The organism is Brevibacterium sp. Marseille-P9724, from assembly GCF_902500275.1.
In the GTDB taxonomy this organism is placed as follows: Bacteria; Actinomycetota; Actinomycetes; order Actinomycetales; family Brevibacteriaceae; genus Brevibacterium.
Map to the genome: position 1 here is coordinate 1 of NZ_LR722994.1, position 17,383 is coordinate 17,383.

Genomic DNA, 17,383 nt, shown 5'->3' on the forward strand with positions numbered 1-17,383 from the left:
GCCAGTGAGAGTGCTCGCGAGGATTCGTACGCAGCGTTCTTACATGACTACAATCACCACCGAGCCCACACCGCCATCGGGGGACTCTCACCAGCCGACCGCGTTCACAACCTCACGGGGAAGTACACCTAGACTTTGCCAAACCACATGCGACACCAGGAGTTGTAAATGAAGTCTGACGCCCTGCCCGAAGGGACGCTCTCTGCCGGCCACATGATCGTCAAATCGCTTGAAGCCCACGGCGTTGAGCGCGTATTCGTCGTCCCGGGCGAAAGTTTCCTCGACACGCTTGACGGGCTCTACGACTCCTCTATTTCGACTGTCGTCACCCGCCACGAAGGCGGTGCGGCCTATATGGCCGAGGCCATGGGCAAGCTCACCGACACACCCGGTGTGGCAATGGTGACCCGGGGCCCGGGTGCGGCCAACGCGCACGTGGGCCTGCACACCGCGTGGCAGGACTCCACGGCAATGGTGCTCTTCGTCGGCCTCATCCCGTTCGAGCACCGAGAAAAAGAGGCCTTCCAAGAATTCGATCCGAAGTCGTGGTTCGACACCGGCGCCAAGAGAGTCATGGTCCTCGACCATCCTGAGCGCGCCTCGGAAATCGTCGCCGAAGCCATGTTCGCAGCCAGTTCCGGACGCCCGGGGCCAGTGGTGGTCGGCCTGCCGGAAGACATCATCACCCAAGCACACTCCTCGGTTATCCACCCGCCCATCCCCGTGGCGAAGGGCGGCATGACCGTAGAGGACTGGAAGGACCTCAAATCGACCCTGCAGAGGGCCGAGCGTCCGCTGTTCGTCTTCGGCGGCAACGACTGGACCCACAGCGCTGCCGAAGAGTTCACCGAATGGCTCGAAGCGCACCGACTGCCGGCTGCCGCAGAGTGGCGCTGTCAGGGAACGGTTCCGTTCAGCTCACCCAGCTATGTCGGCCCCATCGGCTACGGTCGGCCCGACTACACCCACCGCGTGCTCGATGAATCCGACCTCCTGATCTTCGTCGGCACCGTTCCCGGTGATGTTCTCACCGACGGCTTCACCGCACGGCAGAACTGGGACAAAGAGAACTTCATCGTCACCATCGACCCGTCACTGCGCGGGCGCTCAGGTCCTGTCACCCGGCAGATCATTGCCAAGCCCGCAAAGTTCGTCGACGATCTCGTGCGCATGGAACTGCCCGTCAAAGACGCGTGGACGCAGTGGACGGACTCCCTGCGCGCCATCCAGGAGACATGGTCGGCTCTGCCTCCTGCGGAGCCGACGGAGGGGCCGGCGAAGATGGCGACGGCCATGGCGAACATCGTCAACCGGCTGGATGACAACGCAATGGTCACCTTCGGCGCCGGCGAACACACCAACTGGGCACACCGCTACTTCCCCGCCGAGGAGTACGCGGCGCTGATCTCAGCGCGCAACGGGTCGATGGGCTACTCCGTGCCGTCGGCAGTGGCCGCAAGCCTCGAATATCCGGGCCGGGACGTGCTGTGCATTGCCGGTGACGGCGAATTCCTCATGAACGGCCAGGAAATGGCCACAGCCGCTCAGTACGGCGCGACACCGCTGATCATCGTCATGGACAACCAGGAGTACGGGACCATCCGCACCCACCAAGAAGTGCAGTATCCCGAGCGGATCTCCGGGACCCAGCTGAAAAACCCCGATTTCGCTCTCATGGCTGAAGCCTTCGGCGGCTTCGGCATCAAAGTCACACAGGACGCCGAGGTTCCGCAGGCAATTGAACGGGCGCTCGAAGCCACGCGCAGCGGCACGTTCGCGCTCGTGCACCTGGTCGTCGAACAGCGCGTCAAAGCCTACTGATAAATACTCAACACCCGAGCCCTGCACGCGCGAGGCGCCCGACACCAACCGTGTCGGGCGCCTCGTCACACATGGGTGCTCAGCAGCCCAGGCGAGCGGCCAGGTAGGACTCCACCTGGTCGAGCGCAACGCGCTCCTGGCTCATATCATCGCGGTTGCGGATGGTGACCGCGCTGTCGTCGAGCGAATCGAAGTCGTAGGTGATGCAGAACGGAGTGCCGATTTCGTCGTTGCGGCGGTAGCGACGGCCGATGGCACCGGCATCGTCGAACTCGACGTTCCAGCGGCGACGCAGACCGTCTGCCAGTTCTCGCGCCTGCGGCGAGAGCTTTTCGTTGCGCGACAGCGGCAGCACCGCGGCCTTGACCGGTGCGAGCCTGGGGTCGAGCTTGAGCACGGTGCGCTTATCAACTCCGCCCTTGGCATTGGGGGCTTCGTCTTCGACATAGGCGTCGACCAGGAACGCCATGAGCGCACGGGTCAGACCGAAAGACGGTTCGATGACGTACGGCGTGTAGCGTTCGCCGGTGGCCTGGTCGAAGTACTGCATCTTCTGGTTGGAGTGTTCCGTGTGGCGGCCCAGGTCGTAGTCGGTGCGGTTGGCAACACCCATGAGTTCGCCCCATTCGCTGCCGGTGAATCCGAAGCGGTACTCCAGGTCGATCGTGCCGTCGGAGTAGTGGGCCCGCTCGTCTGCGGGGACATCGAATCTGCGCATGTTGTCCGTGTTGATGCCGAGTTCGACAAACCAGTTCCAGCAGTCCTCAACCCAGGAATCGAAGAACTTCTGCGCGTCATCGGGGTGAACGAAGAACTCGATCTCCATCTGCTCGAATTCGCGGGTGCGGAAGATGAAATTGCCCGGCGTGATTTCGTTGCGGAAGGCCTTGCCGATCTGCCCGATGCCAAACGGAGGCTTCTTGCGGGCTGCCGTCACAACATTGGCGAAGTTCACAAAGATGCCCTGCGCGGTTTCGGGGCGCAGGTAGTGCAGGCCCTGACCGTCATCAACAGCACCGAGGTAGCTCTTGACCAGACCGGAGAACATCTGCGGTTCGGTCCACTTGCCCTCCTGGCCTGTTTCCGGATCGCGAATATCGGCAAGGCCGTTTTCGGGTTCCCTGCCGTGTTTGGCAACATAAGCCTCGATGAGGTGGTCTGCCCGGTAGCGCTTATTGGTGTGCAGCGATTCCACCAGCGGGTCGACGAACGTCTCGACGTGGCCGGAAGCCTCCCACACCTGCCGCGGCAGGATGATCGACGAGTCCAGGCCGACCATGTCAGCGCGACCGCGGACAAAGGTCTGCCACCACTGCTGTTTGATGTTCTCCTTCAGCTCCACGCCCAGCGGACCGTAGTCCCATGCTGAACGTGATCCCCCGTAGATCTCTCCGGCCTGGAAGACGAAGCCTCGCCGCTTGGCCAGGGTGATGACGGAATCCAGAGTCGATGCCACAGATGCTCCTTGATGCGTTGTGCAGCCGGTTCGCTGCCGGTACGGGGTCGCTGCGGACGCGCAGCCTCCACAAGGTTACCGAACTCACGGCGTGAGACGACCGTGCGGGCACGCGTGTGGCCTAGACTGGGACGTGCACCCAAACCGTGTGCGCCGACAGGCAGCGCAGCATCTTCTGCGCACCCGGCGCTCAATCTCTCTGGGCTTTCCGTGCGTTTATGAGTGCACACCGGCCTGGAACGGGCAGATCGCCAATTCAGTTCTCAGCGATCAAGCGTGCACCCGCACAGAAACGAGTCCCATGGACAGCGCACAGAACCACGCAGAAGACACCTCGGCCAACACTGTCGATCAGCAGGACAGCCTGCAGTTCTCCGATTTCGACCTCCACCCCTCAGTGCTGGCCGCAATTTCCGACCTCGGCTTCGAATCCCCCTCGCCGATTCAGGCGCAGACTATCCCGCTTCTGCTGGAAGGCCGGGACGTCATAGGACTCGCGCAGACGGGAACCGGCAAAACCGCGGCATTCGCACTGCCGATGCTCACACACCTCGCCGATGTCGGCCGAGCCGACGACGGCCCGTTTGCCCTCATCCTGACCCCCACCCGGGAATTGGCCATTCAGGTGGCCGAGGCGCTCACAAGCTTCGCGGCAAACCTCCCGAACTTCTCAGTTCTGCCTATCTACGGCGGACAGTCCTACTCCCCACAGCTTGCCGGCCTCAAACGCGGCGCCCAGGTGGTCGTCGGAACCCCCGGCCGCGTCATCGACCACCTCAAGCGAGGTTCCCTCAAACTGCACAGTCTGCGACACATGGTGCTCGACGAAGCAGACGAAATGCTCAAGATGGGCTTCCAAGAGGACATCGAAGAGATCTTCGCCGCCTCTGGCTCATCCCGTCAGGTGGCCCTGTTCTCGGCCACCATGCCGTCGTCCATCCACCGGATCACCGGGAAGTACCTGGAAGACCCAGCTGAAGTCCGCATCAAGCAGGCCACTGCAACCGGGGCGAACATCCGCCAGCGCTTCCTGACGGTCATGCACTCAAACAAGCTCGACGCGCTGACCCGAATCCTCGAAGTCGAAGAAGCCGACGGCATCATCATGTTCGTCCGCACCAAGCAGGCAACAGAAGAGCTCTCGGAAAAGCTGCGGGCCCGCGGCATGCGCGCAGCAGCCATCAACGGCGACATTCCGCAGCAAGCGCGCGAACGCACAGTTGAGGCCCTGCGCTCCGGTTCGATCGACATCCTCGTTGCCACTGACGTCGCCGCCCGCGGCCTCGACGTCGAGCGAATCTCGCTTGTGGTCAACTACGACATTCCGCTGGACACAGAGTCCTACGTCCACCGCATCGGACGAACGGGCCGTGCCGGACGCACCGGTGAGGCCATCCTGTTCGTCACTCCGCGCGAACAGCGCATGCTGCGCTCAATTGAGAAGGCCACCCGCCAGAAGGTCGAGCCGCTGACCCTGCCGACGGTCGACGAACTTGCCGATTCGCGCACCCAGAAGTTCAAAGAGCAGATCTCCGAAGCACTTGTTTCGAACGACCTGACGGAGCTGCGCCCTGTCATCGACGCCTACGAACACGAACACGATGTTCCCGCTGCAGACATCGCTGCGGCACTCGCAGCACTCGTATTGGGCAGCGCAACACTCAAGCCGGAGCCCCTGCCGGAACCAAAGGCTCGTCCGGACCGCAATGAGCGCGCCCGCACCGCAGAGGGCATGACCACCTACCGCATTGCGGTCGGCCGCAATGAGCGCGTCAACCCCGGTGCGATCGTCGGCGCAATAGCCAACGAGGGTGGGATCACGAACAAGCAGATCGGCCACATCAACATCCGGTCGAACCACTCACTGATCGACCTGCCGGAAGATCTCGACCCGGCTGTTCTCGACCGTCTGAAGAACACCAAGATCCAGGGCAAGCGCATCGACATCCGCGTCGACACGGGCCGCCCCGGACGCCCGTTCAAGCGCAAAGACCGTAAGGCCGGCTCAGACCGCCCGTTCAAGCGCGGCGGTCGCGGCTTCCGCAATGACAAGCGCGGCGGTGACCGCCGCCGCTGAGCGCAGACGTCCGACTGAGCCAGCAGGCTGTCAGCGCAGCTGCGCGGCTTTGATTCGGGCCCGAAACCACTGTGGTTTCGGGCCCGCTTCGTCTGCAGCCTCAGTTCTTACCGGAGTTCTTGCCGACGACCCTATCGACTGCGCCGCCGAACCGCCGGTCGCGCATAGCGTATTCTTCGACGGCATTCCACAGCGTCGTCCTGTCCACGTCCGGCCACAGAACATCCTGGAAAACCAGTTCCGCGTAGGCCGACTGCCACAGCAGGAAGTTCGACGTGCGCTGCTCACCGGAAGAGCGCAGGAACAGGTCGACATCGGGCAGGTCCGGGGCATACAGTCGCGCAGCCAAAGACTTGGCCGTCACCTTGCCGGGTTTGAGTTTGCCCTGGGCAACCTCGTGGGTGATGGCGTTGACCGCATCGAGGATTTCGGCCCGCCCACCGTAGTTGACACAGAACTGCAGGGTCATGCGGGTGTTGTTCTTGGTGCGGTCGCGGGCGACTTCAAGCTCCTTGATCACCGAGCGCCACAGCCTGCCTTCTCTGCCCGACCACACCATGCGCACGCCCAGAGCGTCGAGTTCATCGACCCGGCGGCGGATGACGTCCCGGTTGAAGCCCATGAGGAAACGCACCTCTTCCGGGGAGCGCTTCCAGTTCTCCGTCGAAAACGCGTAGGCGGACAGCACCTCAACACCCATTTCCAGGCTGCCGTAGATAACCTCCATCAGCGAGGCTTCCCCCGCTTTGTGGCCGTCTGTGCGCGGGAGTCCGCGCTCATTGGCCCACCGGCCGTTGCCGTCCATGACAACAGCAATGTGCTTCGGGATGAACTTCGTTGGAATCGCCGGCGGCGCGGCGCCATGCGGGTGCGGGGGAATCGGCTGATACTTCACGCCGCCATTATGGCAGGAGCACGGCTCAGCGCTCCAACAGCGCAAGCGATTTCACCCGTCGCTCCAAGTGCCACTGGACAAAAGCGGTGACGACTTTCGAAGCGGCCTGTGCGTCATAATCGGCCACCGTGCCCGGCTTCGGCCAGTCTGCCATGCTGATCCTCTGCAGATACGCCAAAGCCTCGGGACCGGGAAGGTGCTCTCCTCCGCGCCGACACGCCTGACACACCGCACCCCCGGCTTCAAGCGAGAACGCGCGGTGCGGTCCGGCAGTCCCGCACCGCGCGCAGTCAATGAGGCTCGGAGCCCAGCCGGCCAACGACATAGCTCGGACCAGATAGGCGTCCAGAGAAGCGCGTGCGGGATGTTCGCGCCGACACATAGAGCGCAGAGCCGCCACCAGCAGCAGAAACTGGTCTTCCGTACGGGGGTCGTCTTCTGTCAGCCGCAGAGCGGTTTCGGCCATAACGGCGCCAACGGTGTAGTAGTCGTAGTCGGTGATGAGCCCCTGGGCAAACGGCTCAATGAGCTCCACCTGGGTGACAACGTCCAGATTCCTGCCGCGGTTGGCCTGCAGGTCGATCATCATGAGCGGCTCCAAGCGCGAACCGAAACGGCTGGTGGTCCTGCGAACCCCCTTGGCAACAGCGCGGACAACACCGCTGTGACGAGTGAGAACCGTGACGATCCGGTCGGCTTCGCCGAGTTTATGGGTGCCCAGAACCACACCCGCGTCACGATACTTCCTCACCGGCCCATTGTCCCCCACACACCACGAGGCGGTGCCTGGGCACCGCCTCGTGACATGTGACCGTAACTGCGTCAGTCGCCGCTGTTGTCGCGCAGGTAGCGGTTGACCGCGGAGATGACGGCCTTGAGGGACGCCTTGGCGAGGTTCGAGTGCATGCCCGCACCCCACATGATCCGGTCCCCGATCATGACTTCGACATAGGCAGCGGCCGCGACGTCCGCACCGGCGCCGATCGCGTGCTCGGAATAGTCCTGAACCCGCATATCGAGATCGAAGTTGTCGTTGAGAATGTTGACCAGAGCATTCAGCGGCCCCGTTCCCTGACCTTCGAACTCCCGTTCCTGACCGTCGATGCTCAGCGCCACCTCGACCTTTTCGGAGTGGCGTCCGGCTGAATCATCGCCCAGGGACTCGGTGCGCAGACCCCGAATGCGGAAGCGGCCCCACGCATTGTCCGTCGGCAGGTATTCATCGCTGAAGGCTGACCAGATTGCCTCTGCTGTGAGTTCGCCGCCTGATGCCGTGACGTTCTTGATGACCTTGGAGAACTCCACCTGCATGCGGCGCGGCAGGTCCAGACCGTATTCGCTCTTGAGCAGGTATGTGACTCCGCCCTTGCCCGACTGCGAATTGACGCGGATGATCGCTTCGTAGCTGCGGCCGAGGTCCTTGGGGTCGACCGGCAGGTAGGGCATGTCCCATTCCATGAGGTCGATCGGCGTGCTCGTTTCGCGCGCTCGACGTTCGCGCTGCGCGAAAGCCTTGTTGATGGCGTCCTGATGCGAACCGGAGAAGGACGTGAACACGAGATCCCCGCCGTACGGGTGACGCTCGTGCACCCCGATCTGGTTGCAGTACTCGACCGTGTGGATGACCTCATTGATGTCGGAGAAGTCGAGTTCGGGATCAACCCCCTGGGTGTAGAGGTTCATGGCAACTGTCACGAGGTCGAGGTTGCCGGTGCGCTCACCGTTGCCGAACAGACACCCCTCAATGCGGTCAGCCCCGGCCATCAGCCCCAGCTCTGCTGCGGCCACACCCGTGCCGCGATCATTGTGCGGGTGCAGCGACACGGCCACCTGGTCACGGTATGGGATGTGGCGGCAGAACCACTCGATCTGGTCGGCGTAGGTGTTCGGGGTGCCGCGCTCAACTGTTGCCGGCAGATTGACGACGGTGTCGCGGCCCTCTTCGGGCTGCCACATGTCGAGCACACCGCCGACAACGTCGAGAGCGAAATCGGGCTCCGTGTCAACGAAGATCTCCGGCGAGTACTGATAGCCGAAGTCAGTGTTCGGAAGCACCGATTCAGCGGCTTTCATGACGGCCTGGGTGCCGCGCAGGGCAATGTCCTTCGTCTGTGCGCGGCCGTCCCCGTCAAAGCCGAAGACAACGGAGCGGAAGACCGGCGCAGTGGCGTTGTACATGTGGATGGTGGCCTTGTCCGCTCCGATGAGCGCTTCGGCTGTGCGCTCGATGAGATCTTCGCGCGCCTGGGTCAGCACGGAGATGCGCACATCATCTGGGATCAGATCCTTTTCGATGATGTGCCGCACGAAGTCGAAGTCCGGCTGACTGGCCGAGGGGAAGCCGACTTCGATTTCCTTGAAGCCGATTTTCACGAGCAGTTCGAACATCTTGATTTTGCGTTCGACCGTCATGGGGTCGATGAGCGCCTGGTTGCCATCGCGCAGGTCGGTTGAAAGCCAACGCGGTGCGCGAGTCAGGCGCTGGTCCGGCCAAGTGCGGTCGGACATGTCCAGTTCAATGCGATCGAAGAAGGACTTGTACTTCGTGAACGGCATGGGGCTTGGCTTCTGCAGATTGGTCATGTGATCTCCTCATGTGGTCTTCAGTCGACCGAACAGCACTGACTCCGCGACGAGGGTCCGGCCTTGTTCAGGACTCGCCGCGGCAGCTAAGGAGAAGCAGACGCATACTGTGACCCTACTCTCGCCTCACTGAGTCTCGAATCTCCGTCTTAGCGTTTGAGACACAGAGCTCGTCACTTGAAGTTGAAGTCGCCTTTGCGAACGTGGAAGCTGCCGCCAGGACCCGTGCAGCGCACACCGTCTCGCTGCGATGAGCACTCAAAGCCGTGGGCTTTGATGGTTTTGCCATAGCCCAGCTCTTTCGGGCTTGGAGCTTCGCCGACGCTCTTGCACGTAAAGCCCGCGGATGACTCAGTCACTTCAGCAACGCTGCCCCATTCGACGCCGCCGGAGCAGTCGTCTGGCTGTTCACCGGGCGAATACTCGAAGCTGCTCACTGTGCAGCGCGCACGGTCTTTGTAGATGACGCAGGAGATATTGCCCGACGGGGTGATGAACGCCTCAGCTTCGGAAGAATCAAAGTCTGACGAGCTGTCGTCAGAATCGGAAGCACCCGATGGGTCCCCGGCTGTCGGCGGCTTGGTCGATTCCACCTGGCCGTCAGAGGACCGCATGTCGAAGAAGATATACAGACCCGCACCTACGAGGAAAAGCGCCAGCACGGTGGTGAACGTGACCACAGCCCACGGCGGTTTCGACTTGTTCTTCTTGGGCTCCTCCTGCTGGTGCGGCACGTGCCCCGAGGCGACGGCGGTGTAGCCCGCCGGCGCATAGCCCGCGTGCAGACCCTGCGGAGAGACCGACTGCGCGGCACCGTACTGCGCCTGCGGCGTACTCGGCGACGGAGCCGTCGTCGGAGCAGAAGACGGCGGCGGAGGCGGCGGAAACGCATCGGCGCCCGACTGTGTGCGGACAGGCGGCCGAGAGGGAGGAGCCGGTGGAGCCGGAGGCATCGACGAAGCGGACCTCGGCGGGGCAAACGGCGGCGGAGGCGGGATGACCCGATCCCCCTCCGACGAGTAGTCCCGACCGCTTCCGCTGAATTCGTCATGGTCGAACTGCCGCGTCGAATCGGCTTCGCTGTCAAAGATCTCGCGGTATAGGCCCCCGGACCCAACACTGTTGTCGGATGAGTAGCGCGGGTCGCCGTTCGGCGGTGTGCCTGTGGAACCAACGTCGGACGGTTTGCTCATGCCGTGCAGTCTAACGGAACACTTCCGAAAACCTCGCCTGCGCTGACTGCATCAAGCACATTGACACGCCCTATACAGCGCATTTCCTGCAGAGAATGAGATACTGGTGAACATGGACAGCGCGCGATCGAACCCATCATCCGCGAGACCGTGGTGGATATACCCAGCCGCCGGCGCTGTTGCCGGCGCACTTGTGCTCGCGCTGGCCTCTGCAGACAGAACTTCAGCAGCGCTCGCCGAAGACGAACGGCTCACAGCACCCACTCTGCGCACACCGGGCGATTTTTCAGCCCCCGTCCTCGACATCCGCAGCGGCGACAGCACGCAGGCCCGCGGTTCGATTCCTCACCTGGGCCCTAGGACCTCCGCCCAAATCCCACACGACACCCACCAGGTGATCGTGTCCTCCAGCCCAGAGACAAAAAGCTCCACCGTAACCACCGCACTGTATGAGCGCACCTCCGATGGCTGGAAGCAGAAGCTGTCCTTCACCGGCCACAACGGTGAGGCCGGATGGAAGGAAAAGCGCAAAGAAGGCGACATGTCGACCCCGGCCGGAGTCTTCACCCTCAGCGACGCCGGAGGCTACCTGCCGGACCCGGGAACGAAAATGCCCTACACGCGGGACACGAACCTGCGCGCCAGCGCTCAGTCTGTGTACGGGGACGACTACAAACTGGTCTACGACTACGTACTTGCAATTGACTACAACCGCAAAACCGGAGTCCCGCCGACCGACCGCACGCGCCCACAGGGCAAAGCCCCCGGCGGCGGCATCTGGTTGCACGTCGATCACGGCAAGGCCACCCACGGCTGTGTGACCGTCGACCGCAAGGACATGGGGGCCATCCTCAAAGAACTCGACCCGAGCAAGAACCCCATGATCGCCATGGGCAGCGCAGATTTCCTCGCACGGTAGGGCACCTTCGTGGCAGCCTCACAGCACCTGCATCAGATCTTCCCGTCACCTGCGCAGTTTGCTCCCGATCCGCGGGAGGCGGCACTCACCGCGCTGTACGATTCAACAGACATTCCGCCAGACCGTCCCCGTGTGCAGTCGAACATGGTCCAAAGCCTCGACGGCAGGATCGCCGGTGCGGACGGACTGTCAGGAACAATCTCCAGTCCCGCGGACAAGCGCGTCTTCGCCGTTCTGCGCGCACTTGCCGATGTTGTCATCGTCGGAGCCTCCACTGTGCGCGAAGAGGGCTATACGCGCCTTCCGGCTCGCCAGCGCTTTGCTGAGGATCGCCGAACTCGAGGGCAGGACCCTGCTCCGACGCTTGCGATCATCACCGGTTCAGGGAACCTCGACGTCGACCACCTGACATCTGCCGGCAGCGGCAGCATCATCGTGTTCACGACCACTGACGACGATGACGTGCTCGGCCGCCTGCGCAGCAGCCTGTGCGAGGTGATCCGCGTTGACAGTCCCGACCCGCACACCGTGCTGGAAGCCCTTGCGCAGCGTGGGTTCAAGCGCGCACTGTGCGAAGGCGGACCTTCGCTCCTGGGGGAATGGGCGGCAGCGGGGGCCATCGACGAAATGTGCGTGACCGTCAGCCCGCTGCTCGTGGGCGGGGCCGGCCCCGGAATCCTCGGCCGGGTCGAACTGGACGGGCCTGCCCGTCTGCGCCTGCTGTCAGCCGTCGAAGGCGACAGCACCCTCATGTTGCGCCTGGGTTTCCAAACCTCGTAGGAAGCGCATCACGTCGTCTTCCCACGCAAGCCGATCCACGTTCCATTCCTTGGTGTGCCGGGCTTTCGTATAGCGCGGCATCGTCACAAGGTCACGACGGAAGCCGGCAAGCGCCCGCGACGGCCCCACCGGCACGAATTCGTCGTCTTCGGAGTGGATGAGCAGTGTTGGGACCGTGAGGTCGGCTGCGCGTTTGACCCAGTCCATGCGGTCAAGGTCGAGAGGTGTCTCAAGCCCGGTGAGCTTGCGCGCCCACGGCCGGGTGATCATCTGCAGGGTCAGCCTGGCAATCGGCGTGGGCAGGAGGTTCAGGCGGGCCTGGTGGTCAAGAACGTCGTACCAGTCGACCACCGGACCGTCGAGCACCATGGCGACGATGCTGTCGGCGTGGCGGCCCCGCGATGCGGTCTGGAAGGCAATCGCCGCTCCCATCGACCATCCGAACAGCACAATCCGGCGCGCCCTGTTGGCAAGGGCGAAGTCGATCGCCCGATCGACGTCGATCCATTCCGTGTCGCCCAAACCGTAGGTCTGGTGGCGCTCAGTTTCCGGGTCATTGCGGTACGACATGGCGATTGACGGAATTCCCACCCTGTCCAGAACGGCGGCTGCACGCAGTGTTTCCCGTCGAGTTCCGCCTCGGCCGTGGATGAGGATCGCCCAGGTGTCCGACGGCTGGGCTGCGGTGGTGGGCAGAAGCCAGGCGGGCAGTGCCCCGACGTCAGAGCTGATGACGATGTTCTCGCAGGGAAGGTCGAGGTCTTCTGGCCCCATGTGGACGGTTCCGGTCCACCGTCCGACGGAAGCGTGGCGAATGTCGCCGTACAGCACCTTCTCGACCCGCCGGCTGACGGTTGCGGACTCGGGATCGTATTCCACGAGTTCGCCGATGCGGGCAAAGCCTTCGGCAGAGCCGTTTGCAAAGTACAGGCCGTAGGTTCCGGCAACCAGAGTGTCGGGGGTGGCCTCCAGGTGGATGAGCATGTCGTTGTCAAAGCCCTCGACGTGCAGGATCCGAACGTCGTTTTTGGCCTTGCCGGGAGTGACGATCTTTCTTGCGAAGTAGACCGCGAGCCCGGATGAGGCAACAGAGGCGAGGGCACCGATTCCGATGCCGATGCCAAGCCCCGCTGCCAGCGCTCTCGCTGTCTTGGACTGGATAGCCTGTGCCACCTGGTTACCTCCTGCCGGACAGTCTAGGGGCGGCCTGGGCGGCTGTGCCACCGTGACCGGAATTCTTTGCACTAGACACAGGTTTTCTACAGTTGAGTCATCACCGGCGCACAAAGAACAGGAGCTGACATGGCTGAAGCCGCAGACAGGACTGAACAGGATTGGCGCAACATTCTCAGCCCGGAGGAGTTTGCCGTGCTCCGTCAGGGCGGGACGGAGCGTCCCTTTTCCGGTGAGTACGACGGGGTGTTCCGCGAAGGTCGCTACCTGTGTCGGGCGTGTGGGGCGGAGCTCTTCACCTCGGAGACGAAGTTCGACGCTCAGTGCGGCTGGCCGGCGTTCTACGCGCCGCTGGCTGAAGACCGCGTGCGCTATATCCGAGATGAATCGATGGGCATGGTGCGCACCGAGGTGCGGTGTACAGCATGCGACAGCCACCTGGGCCACGTCTTCTACGGTGAGGGCTTCCCCACTCCGACCGATGCGCGGTTCTGCATCAACTCCATCTGCTTGGAGCTCATAGAGCCCTGACTGGGCGGCGCTCGCTGTCTGTCCGCTTGGAGCGCAGGCAGGGCCGGTTGTTTGAGCTCACACGACTGAGGCCGCCGGATATTCCGGCGGCCTCAGTCTGTCAGTCAGCGCTTTTCGCTTGACGCTGCTTCGCGGCAGGGGAAGATCAGCGCCAGCCGGCGATGATGTCAGCCAGTTCGCGGCGCGGTCCCGTGAAGAACGGAATCTCTTCGCGCACGTGCAGGCGAGCCTCGGTGGCGCGCAGGTCGCGCATCATGTCGACCAGGCGGTGCAGCTGGTCGGCTTCGAAGCCCAGCAGGAACTCGTAGTCGCCCAGCGCAAAGGCCGACACGGTGTGCGCCTTGATGTCCTTGTATCCGGCTGCGGCCATACCGTGATCGCGCAGCATCTTCGAACGGTCTTCGGCATTGAGGATGTACCAGTCGTAGCTGCGCACGAACGGGTACACGCACAGGTAGTCAAGCGGAGTTTCGTCCGTCATGAACGCCGGGATGTGGCGACGGTTGAACTCTGCGGGTCGGTGCAGGCCGACAACCGACCACACGGGCTCGAGAATCGCACCGAGTGTTGAGCGGCGCACAATCGAGTAGGCCTTTTGGAGGGTCTCGACCTTCGGTGCGATCCACCAGAACATGATGTCGGCGTCGGCTCGCAGGGCCGAAACGTCATAGGTGCCGCGGACTGTCAGCCCTTCCGCTTTGAGTTCGTCAAGCTGCTGAATGACCTCTGCGGCAAGCTGCTGGCGGTCGCCTTCGGGAAGGTCACCGCCGGCGGCGAAGACGGAATAGCCCAGGTAGCGGATTTCGTCGTTGGCCTGGTCGATCTGTTCCTGTGAGGGTTCTTGGTATTCGCGCATTTTCAGCCTTTCTCGCCTATGCGATGGATTTCGTTCTGCGCTCGGGATATGCACGCCGGCAGTCCTACACCTTCGTACACGTTTCCGACAAGCGCCAGACCGGGGGTCTCAGATGTCGCACGGTCGATGTCCGCCACGCGGTCGAAATGTCCCGGAGTGAACTGGGGCAGACTGTCCTGCCACCGCTGGACCTCCAGGTGCGCGGCGATGTCGTTCCTGCCGGTGATGCTCAGCCAGTCGTCCCACGCGCGGCTGGCAAGTTCAGCGTCGTCCAACTGCGCCCACGCGTCGGGAGCATCACCGTAACGGCCAACGCTCATGCGCACAACGGCACGGCCGTCGGGCAGAACAGCATCCAGCCAGGGCCATTTGTTTGACGCGTAGGTTGAAGCCTTGATGAAGCGATTCTCGGTGGGCGGGATGAGGAAGCCGCTGCCGCTTAACGGCTCGGCAAGGTCGATGACCGCGGTGATGACGGCACAGCTGGCGTAGGGAACATCTGCCAGCAGCTGCGCAGCCTGCGGCGCCGCGGCGCGCAGAATCTCTGCTGCCGCATAGGCGGGCACGGCGATGATGACGTCATCGGCCAGGGCCTGCCCGCCGTCGGCGAACAGCACCCGCCAGCCATCGTCGCCCCTCTGCGCGGACACAGCCCGCGCAGACGTCACAATCTGCCCTCCGCAGCTGCGCACTTCATCAGCCAGGGCCGAGACCAGAACGCTGATTCCGCCACGCAGGGTCATGAACACCGGCGGCGCAGCCTTTTCCTGCGTGCCGGGAACATTCGCCCCGGCAGCCGCAGTGCGGGCGGCCAGCGTGGTCCTGACCGTTTCGAGGACCGAGGCGCCTGTGCGGTAGGCATCCAACAGGGCCGGAACCGTCGCCTGCATCGACAGGTCACGACAGCGGCCCGAATAGACGCCGCCGATGAGGGGGTCGAGCACCGTGTCGACAACAGCCTCACCCAGTCGAGCGGCTACGAAATCGCCGATCGACACATCGCCGCTGCCTGCGGGAGTGAGCTGTTCGTCTTCGGCCCTGGCGATCTGTTCGCTGCTGAGAATTCCCTTCAGCGCACGAGGGTCCCCCGGCACACCCATCAGGGTGCCCTTGGGCATGGCCTGCATGCGCCCGCCTACAAACAGCTGCGAGGAGTGCTCCCGCGACGGATACACGGCTTCCAGACCCAGATCCTCAGCAAGTCCGCGGGTTTCAGGCCGCAGATAGAGGCTCGCCTCGGCACCCACGTCAGCCGATTCAACAGCCCCGCCGAGTGTCGAGGACTTCAGCAGACCGCCCACGCGGTCAGACGCCTCGTACACCGTGACAGAACTGCCCGGGCGCAACCGCAGATACTCATAGGCGGCGGTCAGGCCGGAGATTCCGGCCCCAATGACGACTGCCCTACGTTCGGTCATGACTTCTCAGCCAGCACCTGCTCGGAGATCCGGTGCACTTCCCGGACAACCCGGCCCGGCACCTCGGGATCGGTATTGGGCAACACACCGTGACCCAAATTGAACACAAAGCCGGGAGCTTCGAGACCCTTGCGGACAATCGCCTCAATGCGCTCCCGCAGAGCCTCCCACGGTGCAAACAGCATGGCGGGATCCAGATTGCCCTGCACCGCCTGGTGAGGCTGAAGCCGCTTGATCCCCTCGGCCAAGTCAACGCGGAAGTCAACGCCGACCACGGTCGAACCGGCTTCCGACATGGCACTGAGCAGCTCGCCGGTCTGCACCCCGAAGTGGATGCTGGGAACATCAAGATCAGAAAGGCCGGAGAAAAGACGCTGTGTGTGCGGCAGAACATAGCGACGGTAGTCGGCCTCGCACAGGTAACCGGCCCAGGAATCGAAAACCTGAAAAGCACTCGCACCGGCTTCGACCTGGGTGCGGATGAACAGCTCCGACATCACGTCGAGTCTGCTCAGCAGACGGTCAAACAGCTCGGGAGCGCCGACCATCATGGCCTTCGTCTTTTCGTGGTTCTTCGACGGCCCGCCCTCAATGAGGTAGCTGGCCAGCGTAAACGGCGCTCCGGCGAAGCCGATGAGCGGAGTGTCTTCGGGAAGCTGCTCAACAATTCCGCGCACCGATTCCGCAATGTCGGGAATATCGTCCGCAGTCAGCTCAGGCAGCGCGTCAATGTCCTCAGCGCGGCGAATGGGCTGATCCATAACCGGCCCAACACCGGGTTTGATCTCCACGCCGACACCGGCTGCCTGCAGGGGAACGACGATGTCGGAGAAGAAGATCGCAGCGTCAACGCCGTGACGGCGGACCGGCTGCATCGTGATTTCGGTGACCATATCGGGGCGGCGGCACGATTCGAGCATCGACGTGCCCTCACGCAGTTTGAGGTATTCAGGCAAAGACCTGCCTGCCTGCCGCATGAACCAGACGGGTGTGCGCGATACGGGACGACCGGTCGCCGCCCGTTCGAAAGTTGTAGCCATACGCCTATCGTCTCAGATGCTGGGCCTCGCCAGGACACCGGTCAGAGCCGGTTCACAGGGCTGTCGTGGGCATATCGTCCAGAAGGTCGCCAAGATCGAGGAAACGGCGCCTGTGGTAGACCATGGGGCTGCCCTGGGGTCTGCGCACAATGTCTTCGACTTCGGCCACGACCACCGTCGATTCGCCAACGGGCAGCCGACCGTAGTGGGAGCAGACGAAAACGGAATGCGCATCGCCCAGCACCGGCACACCGTCGTCCATGTAGGTCCAGTTCTGACCCGGTGAGAAGCGCTCACCGCCGGGCATCGCAAACTGCACGGCCAGCTCAGAATGGCCCGCGTGGAGCATGTTGACTGCAAAGCGGGCGGAGTCGAGAACGTGTCCGGCCGCTCCCCTGGCCTTTGTCACGGAGAACAGGAGCGAAGGCGGGTCGAGCGACACACTGGCAACTGAGGACGCCGTGAGTCCAAACGGACCGTCACCGCTGTCTGCGGTGACGATGCACACCCCGGCAGGGTGATCGGCAAAAGCGCTTTTGAAGTCTTCCGGTTCAACGGGCACTGTCTTCTCCTTCCGACTGTTGAAGGCACTTTGGGCCCTGAGTATTCCATCCGCCCGGCGTGGGAGCTTCGCCAGTCCC

General features: G+C 63.1%; 15 protein-coding genes and 1 pseudogene. 6 read left to right on the top strand and 10 right to left on the bottom strand.

Going from position 1 to position 17,383, the window contains the following annotated elements; genetic code table 11:
• Positions 1–132 (top strand): annotated as a pseudogene (locus GC119_RS11075) (IS481 family transposase); the annotation flags it as partial.
• Between the two features lie 36 nt (positions 133–168).
• On the top strand, positions 169–1,821 hold the full coding sequence (locus tag GC119_RS07075; protein WP_151952777.1) for a thiamine pyrophosphate-dependent enzyme: 1,653 nt from the start codon (positions 169–171) through the stop codon (positions 1,819–1,821).
• A gap of 79 nt (positions 1,822–1,900) precedes the next feature.
• On the opposite strand, the gene GC119_RS07080 is transcribed toward GC119_RS07075, so the two are convergent.
• Positions 1,901–3,277, bottom strand: a complete 1,377-nt coding sequence (locus tag GC119_RS07080) for a glycine--tRNA ligase (RefSeq protein ID WP_151952778.1) — start codon at positions 3,275–3,277, stop codon at positions 1,901–1,903.
• A 301-nt stretch (positions 3,278–3,578) separates the two neighbouring features.
• On the opposite strand from GC119_RS07080, the gene GC119_RS07085 reads away from it, so the two are divergent.
• Positions 3,579–5,354, top strand: a complete 1,776-nt coding sequence (locus tag GC119_RS07085; protein WP_070776817.1) for a DEAD/DEAH box helicase — start codon at positions 3,579–3,581, stop codon at positions 5,352–5,354.
• Between the two features lie 100 nt (positions 5,355–5,454).
• Here GC119_RS07085 and GC119_RS07090 read toward each other — a convergent pair whose 3' ends face one another.
• From GC119_RS07090 to GC119_RS07105, 4 genes are all read right to left on the bottom strand, one after another.
• Entirely contained in the window at positions 5,455–6,249 is a 795-nt protein-coding gene (locus GC119_RS07090; protein WP_151952779.1) for an isoprenyl transferase, read from the bottom strand.
• Positions 6,250–6,274: 25 nt separating this feature from the next.
• Positions 6,275–7,000, bottom strand: coding sequence for a DNA repair protein RecO (gene recO, locus GC119_RS07095; RefSeq protein ID WP_151952780.1), 726 nt, complete (start codon positions 6,998–7,000; stop codon positions 6,275–6,277).
• Positions 7,001–7,071: 71 nt separating this feature from the next.
• The gene (gene leuA, locus GC119_RS07100; RefSeq protein WP_151952781.1) at positions 7,072–8,832 is read right to left on the bottom strand and encodes a 2-isopropylmalate synthase; all 1,761 of its coding nucleotides are present in this window, start codon (positions 8,830–8,832) and stop codon (positions 7,072–7,074) included.
• Between the two features lie 173 nt (positions 8,833–9,005).
• Complete coding sequence (locus tag GC119_RS07105) at positions 9,006–10,025, bottom strand: hypothetical protein (RefSeq protein WP_151952782.1); 1,020 nt, start codon at positions 10,023–10,025, stop codon at positions 9,006–9,008.
• Positions 10,026–10,137: 112 nt separating this feature from the next.
• Here GC119_RS07105 and GC119_RS07110 point away from each other — a divergent pair, with 112 nt between their 5' ends.
• Together GC119_RS07110 and GC119_RS07115 are read left to right on the top strand one after the other, a co-directional pair.
• A complete protein-coding gene (locus tag GC119_RS07110) occupies positions 10,138–10,944 on the top strand; it encodes a L,D-transpeptidase family protein (protein WP_070776892.1) in 807 nt (268 codons plus the stop codon).
• A 9-nt stretch (positions 10,945–10,953) separates the two neighbouring features.
• Positions 10,954–11,724: a dihydrofolate reductase family protein gene (locus GC119_RS07115; RefSeq protein WP_083318873.1), complete on the top strand. Its 771-nt coding sequence runs from the start codon at positions 10,954–10,956 to the stop codon at positions 11,722–11,724.
• Here GC119_RS07115 and GC119_RS07120 read toward each other — a convergent pair.
• Entirely contained in the window at positions 11,668–12,897 is a 1,230-nt protein-coding gene (locus GC119_RS07120; protein ID WP_151952783.1) for an alpha/beta hydrolase family protein, read from the bottom strand. The two genes, GC119_RS07115 and GC119_RS07120, sit on opposite strands and share 57 nt — an antisense overlap.
• 129 nt (positions 12,898–13,026) lie before the next feature.
• Between GC119_RS07120 and msrB the strand changes: the two genes are divergently transcribed.
• Positions 13,027–13,428 carry a peptide-methionine (R)-S-oxide reductase MsrB gene (gene msrB, locus GC119_RS07125; RefSeq protein WP_151952784.1) on the top strand — a complete coding sequence of 134 codons (402 nt, stop codon included), beginning with the start codon at positions 13,027–13,029 and terminating at the stop codon, positions 13,426–13,428.
• Between the two features lie 145 nt (positions 13,429–13,573).
• On the opposite strand, the gene hemQ is transcribed toward msrB, so the two are convergent.
• From hemQ to GC119_RS07145, 4 genes are read right to left on the bottom strand one after another with little or no spacing between them, the layout of a single operon-like run.
• Complete coding sequence (gene hemQ, locus GC119_RS07130; protein ID WP_070572386.1) at positions 13,574–14,284, bottom strand: hydrogen peroxide-dependent heme synthase; 711 nt, start codon at positions 14,282–14,284, stop codon at positions 13,574–13,576.
• Between the two features lie 2 nt (positions 14,285–14,286).
• Positions 14,287–15,702: a protoporphyrinogen oxidase gene (gene hemG, locus GC119_RS07135; protein ID WP_151952785.1), complete on the bottom strand. Its 1,416-nt coding sequence runs from the start codon at positions 15,700–15,702 to the stop codon at positions 14,287–14,289.
• Positions 15,699–16,742, bottom strand: coding sequence for a uroporphyrinogen decarboxylase (gene hemE / locus GC119_RS07140; protein ID WP_151952786.1), 1,044 nt, complete (start codon positions 16,740–16,742; stop codon positions 15,699–15,701). Before hemE ends, hemG begins: the two co-directional genes overlap by 4 nt.
• A gap of 52 nt (positions 16,743–16,794) precedes the next feature.
• Entirely contained in the window at positions 16,795–17,304 is a 510-nt protein-coding gene (locus GC119_RS07145) for a flavin reductase family protein (RefSeq protein WP_070572380.1), read from the bottom strand.
• Positions 17,305–17,383 lie beyond the last annotated feature (79 nt).